This window comes from Corynebacterium sp. KPL2838 (assembly GCF_040225455.1).
In the GTDB taxonomy this organism is placed as follows: Bacteria; Actinomycetota; Actinomycetes; order Mycobacteriales; family Mycobacteriaceae; genus Corynebacterium; species Corynebacterium rhinophilum.
In genome coordinates this window covers 45,679-62,238 of the sequence record NZ_JBEHFT010000006.1, presented here as the reverse complement: position 1 = coordinate 62,238, position 16,560 = coordinate 45,679, and the positions used below count along the sequence as shown (strand labels likewise).

The 16,560-nt window shown below is 58.9% G+C and carries 16 protein-coding genes; 4 read left to right on the top strand and 12 right to left on the bottom strand.

The features are described from left to right. Positions 1–7: 7 nt before the first annotated feature. From ABRP98_RS03615 to hemW, 8 genes are all read right to left on the bottom strand, one after another. Positions 8–1,027, bottom strand: a complete 1,020-nt coding sequence (locus tag ABRP98_RS03615) for a formamidase (RefSeq protein ID WP_005284191.1) — start codon at positions 1,025–1,027, stop codon at positions 8–10. Positions 1,028–1,153: 126 nt separating this feature from the next. Next, on the bottom strand, positions 1,154–2,002 hold the full coding sequence (gene pdxY, locus ABRP98_RS03610) for a pyridoxal kinase PdxY (RefSeq protein WP_349857545.1): 849 nt from the start codon (positions 2,000–2,002) through the stop codon (positions 1,154–1,156). Positions 2,003–2,053: 51 nt separating this feature from the next. Further along, the gene (gene ybeY / locus ABRP98_RS03605) at positions 2,054–2,674 is read right to left on the bottom strand and encodes an rRNA maturation RNase YbeY (RefSeq protein ID WP_284852248.1); all 621 of its coding nucleotides are present in this window, start codon (positions 2,672–2,674) and stop codon (positions 2,054–2,056) included. After that, complete coding sequence (locus tag ABRP98_RS03600; protein WP_284770271.1) at positions 2,675–3,652, bottom strand: PhoH family protein; 978 nt, start codon at positions 3,650–3,652, stop codon at positions 2,675–2,677. It lies immediately after the preceding gene. A 10-nt stretch (positions 3,653–3,662) separates the two neighbouring features. Continuing rightward, entirely contained in the window at positions 3,663–4,406 is a 744-nt protein-coding gene (locus tag ABRP98_RS03595; protein WP_284852249.1) for a 16S rRNA (uracil(1498)-N(3))-methyltransferase, read from the bottom strand. Next, the gene (gene dnaJ / locus ABRP98_RS03590) at positions 4,406–5,563 is read right to left on the bottom strand and encodes a molecular chaperone DnaJ (protein ID WP_284784818.1); all 1,158 of its coding nucleotides are present in this window, start codon (positions 5,561–5,563) and stop codon (positions 4,406–4,408) included. Before dnaJ ends, ABRP98_RS03595 begins: the two co-directional genes overlap by 1 nt. Before the next feature lie 80 nt (positions 5,564–5,643). After that, entirely contained in the window at positions 5,644–6,684 is a 1,041-nt protein-coding gene (gene hrcA / locus ABRP98_RS03585) for a heat-inducible transcriptional repressor HrcA (protein WP_023023433.1), read from the bottom strand. A 224-nt stretch (positions 6,685–6,908) separates the two neighbouring features. Then, positions 6,909–8,048, bottom strand: a complete 1,140-nt coding sequence (hemW, locus tag ABRP98_RS03580) for a radical SAM family heme chaperone HemW (protein ID WP_349857543.1) — start codon at positions 8,046–8,048, stop codon at positions 6,909–6,911. Positions 8,049–8,197: 149 nt separating this feature from the next. Here hemW and ABRP98_RS03575 point away from each other — a divergent pair, with 149 nt between their 5' ends. The 4 genes from ABRP98_RS03575 (at position 8,198) to ABRP98_RS03560 (ending at position 13,043) form a co-directional block, all read left to right on the top strand. Then, positions 8,198–9,589, top strand: coding sequence for a hemolysin family protein (locus ABRP98_RS03575; RefSeq protein ID WP_349857541.1), 1,392 nt, complete (start codon positions 8,198–8,200; stop codon positions 9,587–9,589). After that, complete coding sequence (locus ABRP98_RS03570) at positions 9,589–10,647, top strand: CNNM domain-containing protein (protein ID WP_284784812.1); 1,059 nt, start codon at positions 9,589–9,591, stop codon at positions 10,645–10,647. Before ABRP98_RS03575 ends, ABRP98_RS03570 begins: the two co-directional genes overlap by 1 nt. Positions 10,648–10,757: 110 nt before the next feature. Beyond that, positions 10,758–11,912 carry a DUF8462 domain-containing protein gene (locus ABRP98_RS03565; RefSeq protein ID WP_349836169.1) on the top strand — a complete coding sequence of 385 codons (1,155 nt, stop codon included), beginning with the start codon at positions 10,758–10,760 and terminating at the stop codon, positions 11,910–11,912. 165 nt (positions 11,913–12,077) lie between these two features. Then, positions 12,078–13,043 carry a hypothetical protein gene (locus ABRP98_RS03560; protein WP_349857540.1) on the top strand — a complete coding sequence of 322 codons (966 nt, stop codon included), beginning with the start codon at positions 12,078–12,080 and terminating at the stop codon, positions 13,041–13,043. A gap of 128 nt (positions 13,044–13,171) precedes the next feature. Here the strand turns inward: ABRP98_RS03560 and ABRP98_RS03555 are convergent, their stop codons facing one another. The 4 genes from ABRP98_RS03555 to ABRP98_RS03540 all read right to left on the bottom strand — a co-directional run bounded on the left by ABRP98_RS03555 (position 13,172) and on the right by ABRP98_RS03540 (position 16,515). After that, entirely contained in the window at positions 13,172–13,852 is a 681-nt protein-coding gene (locus ABRP98_RS03555; protein WP_005284226.1) for a hypothetical protein, read from the bottom strand. Positions 13,853–14,077: 225 nt separating this feature from the next. Further along, positions 14,078–15,910 carry an AMP-dependent synthetase/ligase gene (locus tag ABRP98_RS03550; protein ID WP_349857538.1) on the bottom strand — a complete coding sequence of 611 codons (1,833 nt, stop codon included), beginning with the start codon at positions 15,908–15,910 and terminating at the stop codon, positions 14,078–14,080. Between the two features lie 151 nt (positions 15,911–16,061). Next, entirely contained in the window at positions 16,062–16,337 is a 276-nt protein-coding gene (locus ABRP98_RS03545; protein WP_349857536.1) for a hypothetical protein, read from the bottom strand. Further along, positions 16,330–16,515, bottom strand: a complete 186-nt coding sequence (locus ABRP98_RS03540) for a hypothetical protein (RefSeq protein ID WP_232215134.1) — start codon at positions 16,513–16,515, stop codon at positions 16,330–16,332. Before ABRP98_RS03540 ends, ABRP98_RS03545 begins: the two co-directional genes overlap by 8 nt. Between the last annotated feature and the right edge of the window lie 45 nt (positions 16,516–16,560).

Sequence of the window (16,560 nt, the reverse complement as noted above, 5' to 3'; positions counted from 1 at the left end):
CGTGTGTCTATTTCTTGAATTCATCCGGGAGCGGGCCAAGCTGCGGTCCGTCCGGGTAGTACTTCCAGCCGTCCTTGATGCGAACATCATCGGACCATGGCAGTTTGTACTCGCCCTTGGCAAGGTCTTCGACCCAGGTGAGGTAGTTTTCGGTCTTTCCGCCTGGGTAACCGACATAGCCGCGGTTGCCCAAGTTGAAGATGTTGTTTTCTAGGCCCCAGTTGATGCGCGCCTTATCAGCCAACGCTGGGAATACCTCTGCGGTGACGATTTCGCCCGGGTTGCGGTGACCCTCAGAAATCATGTGGCCATCGTAGTTGCAGACATTTCCTTCACCGAAGTAGTAAAAGACCTGGTCATAGCCCGCCAAGTTCACCGATGCCGTATACATCAGGTTCTGGAAGGCGTTGGTCTTATTGGTCATGATCCACTGGTCTTGGGTCTGAGTGGAATAACCCGAGATGCGGATGTAGACATTGGCACCCTTATACGCCGCTTCGCGGGCGAGCTCTGGGAACATGCCATCGTGGCAGATATTGACTGCAAGCTTGGAGCCCTTGGGGCCATCGCACACCGGCATGCCCAGGTCACCTGGGTACCACGGCTCGATGGGGGTCCATGGCTGCAGCTTACGGTAGTGCAGTGCAATCTCACCGTCGGAGTTGATGATAATCGCCGTGTTGAACGGGGGCTTTCCTTCCTCATGGTTGGGTTCCATGATGGAGAAGACGCCCCAGACGTCGTTATCCTTACAAGCCTGCTTGTACTGGTCCACCTTGGGGTCATCGAGCCCAATGAGGAATTCATCGTAGGACCAAATCTTGGTGTTCAGTCCCGAAGAGGAATACTCCGGAAAGACGATGAGATCCAAGTCTGGGTAGCCCGCCTTGGTCGAGGCCACCATGCGGCAGATTTCATCGACGTTTGCTTGAACGTCTTCTGGGGTATTGACTACGGGAACTGGGTACTGGATAAGGGCCATCAACAGGCCGTCGGGGGATGCGCTGATGCTTCCGGTGCTGGACAAGACGGGACTCCAATCACGTCGTTGATTAAGTTACACCTATCACTCTATATGATGAACCTCACGTATTCACCAGAAAAGCGACGTGCTTGTCTCGAATTACAGACCGCATCCCCTCTTGGGGCAGCCTTAGAGCTCCTCCGCTTGGAATTGCATGCTCGGGTGAGCAAAAGCATCCTGGGCCTGAATGAGCTGCAGCTCGGTGGATTCCGCTTCATACGTCGTACGCAGAAGCTCGTAGACAGAAGATGCGGTGCGGCGCAGCGCCTCTTTCACGTCATGGGTTTCAACGTAGTGGCCAGTAAACAGCGCCGCGGTCACGTCACCAGAGCCGTTGCGCTTAACCGGCAACAGCGGGGTCGAGAGCAAGAAAGCGCGCTCACCATCGACGGCGAGCATCTCGATCTGATCCGCAGGGGTTTCCGGGCGTTTTACGGAGGTAACCAATACCGTCTTCGGACCCATTTCCTGCGCCTTCTTCACCGCAGCCAAGGTCTGGTCCAAGGTGCTGACCTCGGTATCGGTCAGATAGCCCAGCTCAAATTGGTTCGGGGTGATGATATCGGCCACGGGCACCACGCGGTCACGCAGCAGTGGCGGAATTTCTTCGGAAACGAAGCAACCCGACTTCGCATTACCCATCACGGGGTCGCAAGCATAGAGCGCCTTGGGGTTGACGGCCTTGATGCGGCGAACGGTGTCCACGATGGCATCGGCAATATCGGAGCCGCCTTGGTAGCCGGAAAGGATGGCGTCGATATTTTCAAAAGCACCGCGCTTTTCGATGCCATCGATGATCGACGTGACATCACTAGCCGGAATCATCGGTCCGCCCCAGTCACCGTATCCCGTGTGGTTGGAGAAGTTCACCGTGTGCACGGGCCACACCTCGTGGCCGGCGCGCTGGAGAGGAAAGACGGCCGCGGAATTTCCCACGTGGCCGTAGGTGACGTGAGACTGAATGGAAAGGATAGTCATAGCTATCCATTGTGCTACTGACTGTGCACAGAGACAAAGGAAGGGGCGAAATTATTCGTGGGGTTCCTCGTCCCGTGGCTCCCCGATGGCCGGAATTCCGCCGCCGGGTACCTGTTCATCGAGGCGGGCTCGCTCGGCGGCATCCGGAAAGGCCTTCGGGCCCGAGGGCTTTGGCTGGTAGCTTTTCCCGCGAGCGGCGAGGTCATCGTACCAATCCGCCAGCAGCTCATTCTGCCGGGCAAACATTTCCTTTTCTTCCGCTGCGGTGGCGTGATCGTAGCCCAGCAAGTGCAGGCAGCCGTGCACCGTCAATAGCGCGAGCTCGTGTCCGAGCGAATGCCCGGCGGCATCGGCCTGGCGGAGGGCAAACTCGGGGCACAATACGATATCGCCAAGCATGGCAGGTCCCGGATCGGCGGCATCGGGGCGCCCGCCACCAGAAGTGGCGCCGGGGGTGAGCTCATCCATGGGAAAACTCATCACATCGGTAGGGCCTTCCAAGTCCATCCAACGGATGTGCAGATCCTCGATGGATTTCAGGTCCACGCAGGTAATGGCGCATTCCGCATCGGGGTTGATATCCATGGCGCCGAAGGCATAGGAGGCGACATCGATCAGCATCTCCTCGTTGACGCCATCAAAACCCGACTCATTGAGAAATTCGATACTCACTTATTCCCCTTCGTATTCCGCAGCCTTTTTATTATCAAAGGAATCATAAGCATCCACGATGCGGCCCACCAGCTGGTGACGCACCACGTCTTGGGCGCTGAGATCCGCAAAGTGGATATCATCCACGTTATTGAGGATCCGCCGCACGATGCGCAGACCGGAAATCTGGCCGCGCGGGAGATCCACCTGGGAGATATCGCCGGTGACCACGATGGTGGAACCAAAGCCAAGACGGGTCAAAAACATCTTCATTTGCGCCGGCGTGGTGTTTTGCGCCTCATCAAGGATGACAAATGCATCATTGAGCGTGCGCCCGCGCATATACGCCAGCGGGGCGACCTCGATGATGCCGGCATCCATAAGCTTGGGGATCATCTCTGGATCGAGCATGTCTCGCAGCGCGTCATAAAGCGGGCGCAGATACGGGTCAATCTTGTCATTGAGCGTACCCGGCAAAAAGCCCAGGTTTTCGCCCGCCTCAACCGCCGGACGGGTAAGAATAATGCGCGAGACCTGCTTATTTTGCAGGGCCTGCACGGCCTTCGCCACCGCCAGATAGGTCTTTCCTGAACCGGCCGGGCCAATGCCAAAGACCACAGTATTATTATCGATGGCCTGCACATATTCGGATTGCCCCACCGTCTTGGGACGGATCGACTTGCCGCGGCGCTTGACGATGTCCGCCGCCATCGCCGCCGCTACCGACTGCGGCGCCTCCACGGCCACCATGTCCATGGTGTGCTTGACCGTATCGGTGGATACGGCATGGCCGCGCCTGGCGATGGCCTCGAGCTCGTCGAGGATCTTCGCCGCGCGGGCTACCTCGTAATCGGGGCCGGTGACGGTGACAATATTGCCGCGGGCAAAAAGGTCCGCATCAAGGCGGTCATTGAGCACGCGGAGGTTATCGTCCGCGCTGCCCAAAACGCTGCTGACATACGCGGAATCGATCTCACATTTCTTGGTGATGATAGGCACGTCTAATAGGCTACCAGCGCTCAGTCCGCATGCCGATAGCCGCCAAAGCCACCATCGCCGCACTGGCGGTGCGCAAAACCTCTGGGCCCAATTTGATGGGAACGGCCCCGGCCTCGCACAGTGTTGTCAGCTCTTCTTCCCCTATGCCGCCCTCGGGGCCGACCAAGAGGAAGACCTCGCCGCGCAGGTCCACCTCGCGGATGGATTCGGTGGCTTCCTCGTGCAGGACTAGCACGCTCGCGGATTCTGCGCGCTCTGCCAGTTCCGCAACCAATTGGCGGGTGGTCAGCGGACCGCGAACCTGCGGGATGCGGTCTCGCCGGGATTGCTTTGCGGCTGCTTCAGCGGCGGCCTGCCATTTGGCGACGGCCTTCGGAGCCTTCTTCCCATCCCACTTAGCCACGCAGCGATCCGCCTGCCAGGCGATAATCTCATCCGCCCCAGCTTGGGTAGCCAGGTCAACAGCAAGCTCGGCGCGCTCGGATTTGGGAATCGCCTGCACCACCGTTACCCGCGGATTCGGCTCGGGGATGTGGGTAACGGACTCGACGGTGCCGGCTAAGTGGTCCTTGCCCGAGGTCTCGGTGACGGTGAGGGTGAGGCGGATGCCGGTGCCATCGATAAGCGCTAGCTTCTCCCCCTGTTGCATCCGCTTGACCGTCACGGCATGGCGCGCCTCGGGCCCCGACAGCGTGATGCTGTCTCCGGCCTGGGTGGCGGAGAGATCCGGGTGGATGAAGACGGGCAGCGACATTAGCGGCGGAACTTATCGCGCAGGCGGGTAAAGAAGGAGTCTTCCTGCCCGTCGCTGGCGGTGCGCACACGGGCGCCCTCATCGCGGGTATTGCGGATCTTTTCCAGCGCCTCGCGGCTCTTGCGGTCCAAGTCCTTGGGAACGACCACGTCCACGTGGGCAAACAGGCTGCCGTAGCCATCGGTGCGCAGGCGTGGCATGCCCGCGCCTTCGACCTTGATGGACTCGCCTGGCTGGGTGCCCGGCTCGATATCGATGGTGAGCTCTTCGCCGTTGAGCTGGTCGATGGTGAAATTGGTGCCCAGCGCAGCATCGATCATCGGCACGTGCACGGTGACGTTCAGGTCATCCGCATTGCGCTGGAAAACCTCGTGTTCTTGGGTGTGTACCTCCACGTAAAGGTCACCTGCGGGCCCGCCGCCGTGGCCAACCTCGCCCTGGGAGGCCATGCGGATGCGCATGCCATCGTTGATGCCGGCCGGGATAGAGACCGTAAGATCGCGACGCTTTTTCACGCGGCCATCGCCGGCGCACTGGTTGCAGGGGTCCTCAATGATTTCGCCAAAGCCCTGGCACTTCGGGCACGGGCGGCTGGTCATCACGTTGCCCAAGAAGCTGCGCTGCATCTCCTGGATTTCACCCATGCCATTGCAGTTATCGCAGGTAACAGGCTTGGACTTGGAGTTCGAGCCCGTACCGCCACAGGAATCGCACAGCACCGCGGTATCAACGGTAACCTTCTTCTTTAGGCCGGTATAGGCCTCTTCCAGGCTAATGCGGGTGCGCAGGAGGGCGTCGTTGCCAGGCTGCACGCGCGACTTAGGTCCCCGGGATCCGCCGCCGGCGCCACCGCCGAAGAACTCGGCGAAGATATCGCCTAAGCCTCCGCCGCCGAAGCCGCTAAATCCGCTGGCACCGGCGCCGCCACCGCCACCTTGCTCCATGGGATCGCCGCCCATATCGACGATCTGGCGCTTTTGCGGATCCAGCAAAACTTCTTGGGCTACCGAGGCCTCACGAAATTTCTCCGCCGCTGCCTCATCATCCGGGTTCACATCCGGGTGATACTTGCGGGCCAGCTTGCGGTACGCCTTCTTAATTTCCTGGTCCGTTGCGTCCTTATCAACGCCGAGGATGCCGTAATAGTCACGAGCCACTGTTAGAGATATTCCTTCTCGATCGTCTTGTTGGTATTACCTTGCAAAAATTTATGTAGCGACCGGCTAGTCTACCCGCACTACTCGCCGGCCAAAATTTCGCTTACGTATTGTGCAACAGCAGAGACCTTAGAGATTGTTCCCGAATAGTCCATAAACGTCGGCCCCACCACACCAAGGCCGCCCAGCGTCGCCGCCTGTCCCCCGGTTCCAAAACCATACCCGGCGGCCACGACGGAGGCATCACGCAGTTGATCCTCTTCGTTTTCGTCTCCAATCACCACGGAAACATTGCCCAGATCCGGCACCCGCGCCAACAATTTCAGGACGACGACCTGTTCTTCTAAGGCCTCGATAATTTTGGGCAGGCCTTCTGGGAATTCGCGGGCGACGCGGGTGAGGTTGGAGGTGCCCGCCATAATCAGGCGATCGGAAGGCTGTTCCACCAAGGTTTCAATGAGCGTGGTCGCCACCTTGAGCACGTGGTGGCGGATATCTAGAGGGGCGTCATCGACGAGGTGGGCGAGCTCCACGGAGGCATCAGTAAGCGTCTTGCCCACTAGCGCATTATTGACGATGTCCCGCAGGCGATACGTCTGGTCTTGGTCAATGACCTCATCCAGTTCCACGTTGCGTTGATCCACGCGGCCATTATCCGTAATCAGCACGAGCAGCACCCGCACCGGAGATAGCGTGACCACCTCGCAGTGCTTGACGCGTGAGACCTTCAAATTGGGCAGCTGCACCACGGCCGCCTGCTCCGTGACCTGGGCCAAAAGCTGCACGGAGCGGCGAAGCACATCTTCGAGGTCTACCCCGCCTTCCAGGAAGTTCAGCATCGCTTTGCGCTCCGGGGTAGAAAGCGGCTTGACCTCGTGGAGAGAATCAACGAACTGCCGGTAGCCCTGCTGCGTGGGAACGCGCCCTGAGCTGGCATGCTGCTGCGAAATCAGACCCTGAGATTCCAGCACAGCCATGTCATTGCGGATGGTCGCGGAAGAAACGCCCAGCCGGTAGCGCTCTACCAGCGTTTTGGAACCGACGGGTTCTTGGGAGGCAATGTAATCCGCAACGATGGCCCGCAGGACCTCCTTGCGGCGGGCATCAGTTGAGGTGGACACTTCTCAACGCTCCTATTCTCTGCGGGTTAGTTTAAGTCGATGTACCGGCGTCTCTCTATAAATACAGCGTAAATCCAGTGCCAACCTTAAAAGTCTAACAAGAATAAGCCCGAATAAGGGGTTTTGGTGGTTCAGAGGGATATATAAAGGGTTTTGCTGGTCCAGAGGGGAATATAAGAGGTTTTGGTGGTTCAGGGGCAAATATAAGAACTTTCTAACGGCGGCTAGGACTCTTCGGCGATGAGGAGATCGGAGACAATGCCATCGGCAAGCAGGCGCCCAGGTTTGGTCACTCGCACGCGCTGGCCGGCACGCTCGAGCAGGCCGCGGTCGATGAATCCCTCCAATGCAGGGGCTGCGTGGGCATCGAGCCAGGATTCTGGGATGCCCTCGCGCAGGCGCAGGCCGAGCATCACCTTTTCCATGTGGCGATCGGCCCCCGTCAAGGTTTCGCTGTCTTTAATGGGCAGCTCACCGTTTCCTATCGTTTGGATATAGCGGTTGGGGTGCTTGACGTTGTAAAAGCGCTCGTCACCTAGGTGGGAGTGCGCTCCCGGACCTGCGCCCCACCAGTTGCCGTCCACCCAATAAATGCGGTTGTGCTCGCATTCTCCGCCGGGCAGCGACCAATTGGAGACCTCGTACCACTCGAATCCGGCGTTTTCCAGAGTGGAGGAAATCATTTCGTAGCGCCGGGCCAGCACGTCTTCATCCGGAGCGGGCAACAGTCCCTTATTCACCTTGCGGGCCATACGGGTGCCGTCTTCTACGATGAGCGAGTACGCGCTGACGTGGTCGACGCCGGTCTCGAGCACGCGGTCCAAGGTCTCGCGGACGTTATCGTCGGTTTCGGTGGGCGTACCGTAAATCATGTCGAGGTTAACGTGCTGGAAGCCGGCAGCACGGGCCTCGCGCGCGGCGTCGAAGGCGCGCCCGGGGGTGTGGGCGCGCTCGAGCACCTGGAGCACGCTGTGCGAGGCGGACTGCATGCCGAGGCTGATGCGGTTAAAGCCGGCATCGGCAAGCGCGGCAAAGTACTCCGGCGAGGTGGACTCCGGGTTGGACTCGGTGGTGACCTCGGCGCCTGGGCTAAGCCCAAAGGTAGAGCGCACCGTATCCAGAATGCGGCTCAGGCCCTGACCCCCCAGGAGCGAGGGCGTGCCGCCGCCGATGAAGACCGTATCCGCGGGGCGCCCCACGCGGTTGGCCGCCATCTCCAGCTCCTTGTCCAAGGCATCGAGGTACGGGCCGGTGAGATCGCGCGGGCTGCCCAACTCGCCGGGGGTATAAGTATTGAAATCGCAATAGCCGCAGCGGGTGGCGCAAAAGGGAACGTGGATATACAGCCCGAATGGTTCAGTCATGAATCAAACCCTAATAGGCAGGGAACAAAATGGCCGAAATGGGTGTTAAACATGTAGTATATTGCCAACTTCCCGCGTATAGAAAGGTACCTTCAGTGGAGCCTCCCAGTCGATGTCCCCGCCACCTTATAGGCGGTGGGGAGTAACTCATGTTATCGGCTATTGTGATGATCCTGGCAGGCTTTGTCGTCATCGGGCTCATCATCGTCGCGAACGCCTACTTCGTGGCGCAAGAGTTTTCATTCATGTCCGTGGACCGCACCCAATTGCGGTCCATGGCCGCTGAAGGTGATAAATCCGCCCAGCGCGCGCTCGACATCACCAAGCGCACCTCCTTCATGCTTTCCGGTGCGCAGCTGGGCATTACTATTACCGGCCTGCTCATTGGTTATGTGGCAGAGCCCTTGGTGGGTCAGGGCCTGGGCGTGCTGCTCGGCGGCGTGGGCATCCCCACCGGCGTATCCGTGGCAATCGGCACCATCGCGGCGCTATTTATTTCCACCATCGCCACGATGCTCTTTGCGGAGCTTTTCCCCAAGAACTACACCATCGCCGCGCCCATGAAAACGGCGCTGCGCCTGGCCGCATCCACGCAGTGGTACCTGCGCATTTTCGGCTGGCTCATCCGCTTTTTCGAGTATTCCTCCAATGCAATTTTGAAGCTCTTTCGCATCGAGCCGGTAGAAGACGTCGACTCTTCTGCTACTGCCGATGACCTCGAATCCATCGTCGATTCCTCGCACGAAACCGGCGTCTTGGATGAGGATACTTATATGGTTTTGGACCGTTTGCTCGACTTTCCCGAGCACGACGTCGAGCACGCCATGATCCCCCGCTCCCGCGTGGACGTGATCGACCCCGGCACCACCTTGGGCGAGGTGCGCGAATTAATGTCTGAAAACCACACTCGCTACCCCGTCATCGATGATGAGCACAATCCCATCGGCGTAGTGCATCTTTTCGATGTCCTGGGATCCGATCTCCCTGCCGCCACCAGCGCCACCGCCATCATGCGCGAGCCCCTGGTGGTTCCGGAGCTTATGCCGCTTCCCGATGTCGTCGATGAATTGCGCGGCGAGGAACAAAAGCTGGCCTGCGTCATCGATGAGTACGGCGGATTCGTCGGCATCGTCACCATGGAGGACTTGGCCGAAGAGATTCTTGGCGATGTCACCGATGAGCACGATTTCGAGGAAACCGAAGAAATCACCGAGCAGGACGAATCCCACTGGCTGGTCGATGGCGATACGCCGCTGGATGAAATCGAGCGCGCCATTGGCCACGATCTTCCAGAGGGCGATTTCGAAACCATCGCCGGCCTGCTCATCGCGCACGCCGGTGCCCTGCCGGAGGTAGGCGAGGTCCACACCATCGCGTTGGAGGCAGAGCCGGATGACTGGGTGGATCAGGATGAAGCACCCACCCGCTCCATCCGCATGCGCGTGGATGACGTGGACCGCCACGTGCCATCCTCCCTGGCCATCGAACTTATTGAGGAATACGTTCATGACAGCGAAGAAGAAGAAGAGGAGGAGGCATAATGACCGATACGTGGTGGTTCAACCTCATCGTCACGCTGCTCATTATTGCGGCTTCCGGCTTCTTCGTGGTCATCGAGTTTTCCCTCATGGGCTCGCGCCGCAACCGGCTTGAAGAAAACGCGGAATCCTCGCGCACCGCCCGCGCCGGCCTGCGCTCGCTCAATGAGCTGACCATCATGCTGGCGGGCGCGCAATTGGGCATTACCGCCGCCACCTTCGTGCTCGGTGCCGTGACCAAGCCCTGGGTCCATCACCTTTTGATGGCCCCGCTGGAGGCCCTTGGCCTGCCGCTGGGCATTGCCGATGTCGCCAGCTTCATCCTCGCCCTGTTCATCGTCACCTTCCTGCACTTGGTGCTGGGCGAAATGGCGCCCAAGTCCTGGGCCATCGCGCACCCAGAATCCGCCCTGCAGGTCATCGCCATCCCCGCCCGTGGGTTCGTGTGGGTCTTCCGTCCGCTGTTGAAGTGGATTAACACGATGGCCAATAAATTGGTGGCCATGACGGGTGAGAGACCGGTCGATCGCGCCGGTGCTGCCGGCTACGATGCCGAGACGCTGCGCACCTTGGTCGAGCACTCCCGCGAGACCGGCGCGCTTGACGATAATTCCGCCAATCAGATTTCCGATGTCATCGAGCTCGAGAACTCCACGGTAGGCGCCATGGCGCGCGCCCACGGCTCAGAGGTAGTGCCGCTGCCTTCCGATGCCACGGTGGAACAGCTCCAAGAGCTCGTCCTGCGCAAAAACATTATGCGCGTGCTCGTCTTCCCCAAGGATTCCCGCGTGCCCCGCGTGGTGCACGTGCGCGATACCCTCTTGGCCAATCCCGATACCCCAGTCCTCGAGTTTTCCCGCGACCCGATTTCCGTCTCTTCTGCTACCACCGTGCAAAAGACTCTCGATCACATGCGCTCCCGCAATGAGCAGCTCGTGGTCGTAGGCAAAGCGGACAAAGACAAGGCCGTGTGGATCCTTACCTGGGATGACATCATGGGCCAGCTGTGGCCGCAGATTACCGAGCAGCTGGACAAGGTCACCCCTCCCCCTGCGGTATAGCGTCCTCACCGAAACCAACCAGTCCCGTTGGTTTCGGCACCTAATAGTTTTATAAACAAAATTCAAAAGATAAACAAGCGTACACAAGCGCGGTGTTTTACACTTGGGCTATGACCCACCGGAAGAATCCGTTTACCGCCACGCTTGGAGCCACGCCTCCCTACCTAGCTGGCCGTAAAGACTCCATTGAGGAGTTCGCTTATGCCTTGGACGATGGCCCCGGATCCCATGAACGTATTTCTCTCGTCGTGGGTCCACGCGGTATCGGCAAGACGGTGTTGCTCAATGCTTTCGAAGACACCGCGTCAGATCGCGGTTGGCGCATCCTTAATGACACGGCATCTGCCGGTTTTGCAGAGCGGCTCCGAGCTGAAATTATTAATACCCTTCAACTCAACCGCACAGCGCTAAAAGGTTTCAACCTGCACCTTTTTCAATTAGGCATCGGGATGGAATGGGATCCAAGGACATTATCCGCGGAATCTTATCCCTTAAGAAGGGCTTTGAAAGACCTTCTCCATGCGCAGCGCGAACTCGACCGGATTTCCCACGGCGAGCCCACCGGGGTGCTCATTACGTTGGATGAAATGCACCACCAGCGCAGTGATGAGGTCATCGATTTTGGCGCTACCATCCAGCACCTCGTGCGAGAAGGGGAAAATATTGCTGTAGTCATGGCAGGGATCCCTTCCTCGATTAAACCGCTTTTAGCCAGCCAGGATGACTCTAATCCTGTCACTTTTCTCCGCCGTGCGAACCGTATTGAATTGGACCGAGTGGCGGATACGGACGTCCGGAAGGCACTCAAGGCTCCCGTAGAAGAAACAGAGGTTAATTGGGACAAGGACGCGCTGAATTCTGCCGTATCCGCTTGCCAGGGATACCCCTTTATGATTCAGCTCGTCGGCCTATGGGCTTTCCGCCACCGAACAGACAATACGATTTCGGTGGAAGCTGCGCAGGAAGGCATTTCCAAAGCACGACGAAAGCTAGGGCAGCTAGTCCATGAGCCCGCCCTAGCGGAGCTTTCCCCCATCGATCGGACATTCCTGCTCCATATGGCGCAAGACAATGGCCCCTCATCCATGAGTGATATCACGGCCCGCCTAGGAAAAAGCTCGCAATATGCATCCAATTACCGCCGCCGCTTGCTTGACTCGGAATTAATCGAGATACCAGCCAGTGGCCAAGTAGACTTTGCCCTGCCCTACCTTCGAGATTATTTGCGCGAGCATGCCGCTAGCTTGGTAATCGATTCGTACTAATCGAGCTCAGTCGCGCAACCCACCCATAGCGCGGGTGTGGATAACTTAAGCTCGTGGCGCCACTCGAGCACCACGGTTCACACTTAGTGAAGATTCAACGAGAACTCCACAGCCTCGCGCGCATTCGGGTAGCAGGCATCGTGCGCCTCATATGTGCTCGGGGTCATGAGCAAAGCACTAACTAATATTCCTTCCATCCGGCACAACCATCCCACCTTCGGCCGCGACCTCGATAACGGCACCTACCTCAAGCTCGCACCCCGCATCGCGGTACACCGCGACCATTACCACGGTTTGAGCCTATCCTCCCAGCTGCGCCTGCGCGCCATCGCCGCCGCCCGCAGCGCTTATACCGCGGTGCTCATCTCTAAGTCCGCCGCCCGCGTCCACGGGCTATGGGTGCTTGCCTCCGCGGAAGAAAAGGTGGAAATGGCCCTTCCCCATAACTCTTTGCCAAATAAGGACCGGCGCCATCCAGAACGCTTTTACCGCAAAACGAAATTACCCGAACCGATGCTGGTGCATGGCGCCCGCACCGTTTCGCCAGCCCGGGCCGTGATCGATATCGCCCGATTCCACGGTTTTCGCGAAGGCCTCATTGCCGCCGACTCTGCCTTGCGGGCAGGGATAACGAAGAAGAAACTCAGGCAGGAGTTCGCGCGGATGGGCAGGGTGCGCAATAGCGCGGTCGTCCGGGACGTGATCCACCACAGCTGCGCCACCTCCCCGTCTCCTTTTGCCTCCTATGCCCGGGCCCTGCTCATCCAGGCGGATTTTCCGTGGCCCATGTTTTTCGAGGTCCAGTACACCGCCCTTCCCGGCATCACCGCGGAGCTATGCATCAATAAGACCTACATCATCGACTTCACCGATCCGGATGATGACCATACGGCCGGGGCCTCTTCCACAGCCGTTGGGCGGCCAGACGACGCCGCGGCCACCACGATGCCAACGAAGCCGCGGGACCAAACCGGCCAATCCCGCGAAAAGCGCCTGCACGATGCGGGTTTTACCGTCATACGGATTTCCCCGCGCCAGTTAGTACAGCACCCGGGACGCTTCATCTCTGAGGTCACGGCCACTATCTCTGCGCGCCAGAACGCGGTACGCGCCCAGCGGTCCCGACGCTGAGCTTTCACAGGCGGCGAAGCTGTCGGCAAAATCGCGGGGTGGTCATATACAAATGCGACGGCCACCGAGAGAGGGAATCTCGGTGGCCGCTAAAATCCCCTTGCTTTAAGCAAGGAAGTCTAATAAATCTATGCAGTTGTGGCCCTGCGGGCTGCCTCGCGCTTGGCGCGGACCTTTTCCACGACCGCGGCAATGCGGGCGCGTTCTTCCAGAAATTGCGGCGGGTTATGCCCGCGCATGGAGCGCACGTACGCCGGGTGTGTATCGAGCACGGTATGCTTCCATGCCTGCACAGCGATGAGCGCGGATTCCCCTGTGCACTTATAAAGGTGCGGCAGGGACACCATGTCGAGGTTGCGGGCGACGGCATCAGTTTGCGCCAGCACGTATTCCACGACCTCGCGGAGGTAATCTGCTACCGCCTGCGTGCGCTGGCGCAGCGCTTCTGCCAGTTCGTGCACGACGATAGGCTTGGCAATGGGATAGCGCTCATCCAATAGGCGCGGGGTGAGCTGCTCCGGCTCCTCCGCATCATTCGCGCCGGAGGGAGCGGCAGAAATGGTTCCCGAACGCACGCCGGACACTAGCGCTTGGCGAAGCCCAATTAGCTCACCCACGCAGCGCCCCGAGTCCACGCGGGCATCGTCGACGATATCGCCGAGTTCTGCCAGGCAATCCATGGACAGTTCCTCATCCCAATCCTCGATTGCTTCAATAAGGTGCTCGAGGTATTCCGCGACTTCGTCGCCGATATTATAAATCTCCTGGGTGAGCTCGCGGTGACGCAGCTCGGCGGCGATCTTCTGCATAGGCTTCGAGCCACTCCTTCCGCGGTTTTCTTTTTCTAACCTCTAGTAGAGGTTGAGGTTTTCGGCGACGACTCATGACTCTATGCCAGATCGCCCACCGCGAGAGCGCGACACTCCGAAGCGTTTCACAGGTTTATGGCAGGTTCGCGCTTGCGTCCTTTTTGACCTGCAAGAAGGAAAACACCCGAGGAATAAAATCCCCGGGTGTACCCGTTTGGACTCTTTCTAGCGCTTGTAAATGTGCTCAATAGCGCTGGCGTAGCGTTGGGCCACCACGTTGCGCTTAACCTTCATCGTTGGGGTGAGCTCATTTTCATCCTCAGTAAGGTCGCTTTCTAGGATGTAGAACTTCTTGATGCCCTCCGCGTGGGAGACCGTGGAGTTCACCTTGTTGACGGCGTCTTGCACCTCGGCGCGCAGGGTGGCATCGGTAGCGATATCGCTCATGGAGCGGTTTTCTGGGATATTGTGGTCCAATTTCCACCGCTTGAGAATATCCGGGTCCAAGGTGATTAGTGCTCCCACGAACGGCTTGCCATCGCCTACGACCATGGCCTGCGAAATCAGGGGGTGGCCGCGCAGAATATCCTCCATCGGGCCAGGCGATACATTCTTGCCGCCCGCGGTGACAATCAAGTCCTTCTTGCGGCCGGTGATGGTGAGCTTGCCATCATCGTCGATTTCCCCCAAGTCACCGGTGTTGTACCAGCCATCCTCGAAGGCTTCCTCCGTGGCCTCGGGGTTATTCCAATACCCTTGGAAGACCATGCCACCCTTGATACAGACTTCGCCGTCATCGTTAATACGCATGGTCACCCCGCCCAGCGGCGGTCCGACGGTACCAATGGATTGGTCCAAGTAGTCCACGGCCGCGGCCGCAGCGGTCTCGGTCAAGCCATAGCCTTCATAAACGGGAACTCCGATGCCGCGGAACCAGTGCAATAAATCGTGGCCCATCGCGGAGCCACCGGTAATGCAGTACCGAACATTGCCGCCCACGCCCTGGCGGATGGTGGAATAGACCAGCTTGTCAAAGAGCTTGTGCTTAATTTTCAGCAGGCGGTCTGGGCCGTCCGGCGTATCGAGTGCCTTGGAGTATTCGATGGCGATCTTTTCGGATTGCTCAAAAAGGAAGCTCTTAATGCCAGAATCCGCTGCCTTTGAGGCCGCAGAGTTGCGGACCTTTTCAAATACGCGCGGCACGCCCAAAATCACGTTGGGGCGAGAGCGGGCGAACTCGATGGAGATGGTGGAAAAATCGGACCAGTGGTTCTGCGAGGCACCGCGAATAGCCACGGCAATCGATACGGCGCGGGAAAAGACGTGGGCCAAGGGCAAAAATGTCAGCGTATGGCTGCCCGGCACGGCGAAGACGCCGATGGGGTTGGTGGTCAGCGCCCTAGCTTCCGAGAGCCAGTTCCGGTGCGTCAGGATGCAGCCCTTCGGGCGGCCGGTGGTGCCGGAGGTATAAACCAAGGAGGCCAGGTCATCGGTATTGGTGGCGGCGATGCGGGCAGACACCTCGTCGGTGCCAACGCTGCGGCCTTCAAATTTCAAGGTATCGATGGCGGAGGAATTAATCTCCAATACGCGCCGCAGCTGCGATGGCGAGCCCTTCAGATTCGGTTCCCCATCGTCTTGCAGGACCAGGTTTTCAACCAATTCGGAGTGCTCGCGGGTTTCGGTAATCGCCAGCACCGCCCCGGAATCCTCGATAATCCAGCGCACCTGGGAGGCGGACGAGGAAGGATAAACCGGAACCGATGCCGCACCGGCGGCCCAGATAGCATAGTCCAGCAGGGACCATTCGTAACGGGTAGCAGAAATCAGGGCGATGCGGTCACCCTGCTCCACGCCTAGCGCGATTAAGCCTTGGGCTACTTCAAAGACCTCATCGATAAATTCTTTACCGGTGACATTGACCCACTCATAATTAGCTGGGCGGGTAAACATGACGCCGTGCGGGCGCTTCTTCGCGGTATCCATCAGGGCGGTGAGGCAGGTCTCCCCCGGCTCAATGGTAAATTCCGCCGGGGTGTGCACTTGTTGCAGGGTCACGCGATATCCTTTCGCACAGCTAATAATAATCTCTGCCTACTGTACCAACCGGATGGCGAATCAACGCGTTTCACCCACGATCGAAGTGGTAATTATTCAGGGCTTATAGCACCAAAGCGGTCCATTTATTGGAGTAATCCACCAATTTGCCCTAGGGCCACAGGCTGCCGATTAGCGCAACGATGAGAACCAACGCAATCATGGACCACAGCGTGAGCGAGACCCGGGATTTAGGCAGAGAGCGTTTGCGGCGAACGGGCTGGGAGGTGCCGACAACCGGCGTAGTTGCGGCGCGCTCATCTTTTTTGCGCTCTGGATCCCACAGGCCTTCGCGGGGATCTACCGGCTGGATCCTATCCGAGCTGGCGCCAGGCACGTCGCCGCTCGCTGCGTTATCGCCCGCGCCCTCCGAATGTTGTTCAGCCATGGTCTTTTACTGTAGTGCCGCGATTGCGAAACTGGGAAATTAGGACGGCGCTGCGGTCCACGGCCCACATCAGGCACCAGGCCAGGCCAATCATGATGGGAACCACGATGATGACCACGATGATCATCTGTACCCACACGGGCGCCTGCACCAGGAACTGCGAAAATGCGCTGCTCACGTCAGTCAACCACTCCATGGGTCCTTATATTACTGCCCCACGGTA

Coding starts and splice junctions, on each gene's coding strand:
- ABRP98_RS03545 (WP_349857536.1), bottom strand. CDS start 16,337: ATGGCTGAACAACATTCGGAGGGCGCGGGCGATAACGCAGCGAGCGGC.
- hemW (WP_349857543.1), bottom strand. CDS start 8,048: ATGACTGAACCATTCGGGCTGTATATCCACGTTCCCTTTTGCGCCACC.
- pdxY (WP_349857545.1), bottom strand. CDS start 2,002: ATGACTATCCTTTCCATTCAGTCTCACGTCACCTACGGCCACGTGGGA.
- ABRP98_RS03575 (WP_349857541.1), top strand. CDS start 8,198: ATGTTATCGGCTATTGTGATGATCCTGGCAGGCTTTGTCGTCATCGGG.
- ABRP98_RS03570 (WP_284784812.1), top strand. CDS start 9,589: ATGACCGATACGTGGTGGTTCAACCTCATCGTCACGCTGCTCATTATT.
- ABRP98_RS03555 (WP_005284226.1), bottom strand. CDS start 13,852: ATGCAGAAGATCGCCGCCGAGCTGCGTCACCGCGAGCTCACCCAGGAG.
- ABRP98_RS03595 (WP_284852249.1), bottom strand. CDS start 4,406: ATGTCGCTGCCCGTCTTCATCCACCCGGATCTCTCCGCCACCCAGGCC.
- ABRP98_RS03560 (WP_349857540.1), top strand. CDS start 12,078: ATGAGCAAAGCACTAACTAATATTCCTTCCATCCGGCACAACCATCCC.
- ABRP98_RS03565 (WP_349836169.1), top strand. CDS start 10,758: ATGACCCACCGGAAGAATCCGTTTACCGCCACGCTTGGAGCCACGCCT.